The organism is Pseudoduganella guangdongensis, from assembly GCF_009857475.1.
In the GTDB taxonomy this organism is placed as follows: domain Bacteria; phylum Pseudomonadota; class Gammaproteobacteria; order Burkholderiales; family Burkholderiaceae_D; genus Rugamonas; species Rugamonas guangdongensis.
Genome location: NZ_WWCJ01000053.1, coordinates 1 through 465 on the forward strand (window position 1 = coordinate 1; position 465 = coordinate 465).

1 protein-coding gene is annotated in these 465 nt (G+C 57.2%); it reads left to right on the forward strand.

The window, feature by feature from the left end; translation table 11 throughout:
* The coding region (locus GTP41_RS26790) for an integrase core domain-containing protein (RefSeq protein WP_161028638.1) at positions 1-465 on the forward strand (465 nt) is incomplete at both ends.

A 465-nucleotide genomic window follows, 5' to 3' on the forward strand; every position in this document is an offset into this window, starting at 1 on the left:
AACGCACCGTCAGAGTGTTGGCTACGCGCGCGAATCAAAGCTGGTCGATGGACTTTGTGTCGGATGGCTTTGTCGATGGCCGGCGGTTGCGGTGCTTGAACATCGTGGACGATTTTACGAAGGAGTGCTTGGCCATCGAAGTCGATACCTCGCTGCCTGGTTGGCGTGTCGCCTCAGTGCTGGAACGTCTCGCAGAATCGCGGGGTCTACCAAGCTCGGTGACCGTCGATAACGGCCCGGAGTTTGCGGGAAAAACCTTGGATACGTGGGCATATCAACACCAGCTCCAGCTGAAGTTTATCTCGCCAGGCAAGCCGCAACAGAACGCCTACGTCGAAAGCTTCAATGGCAAGTTTCGCGATGAGTGCTTAAACGAGCACTGGTTTCTCTCACTGCGGCATGCACGTCAGGTGATCGAAGCCTGGCGCCACGAGTACAACGAGGAGCGGCCGCACAGTACGCTGC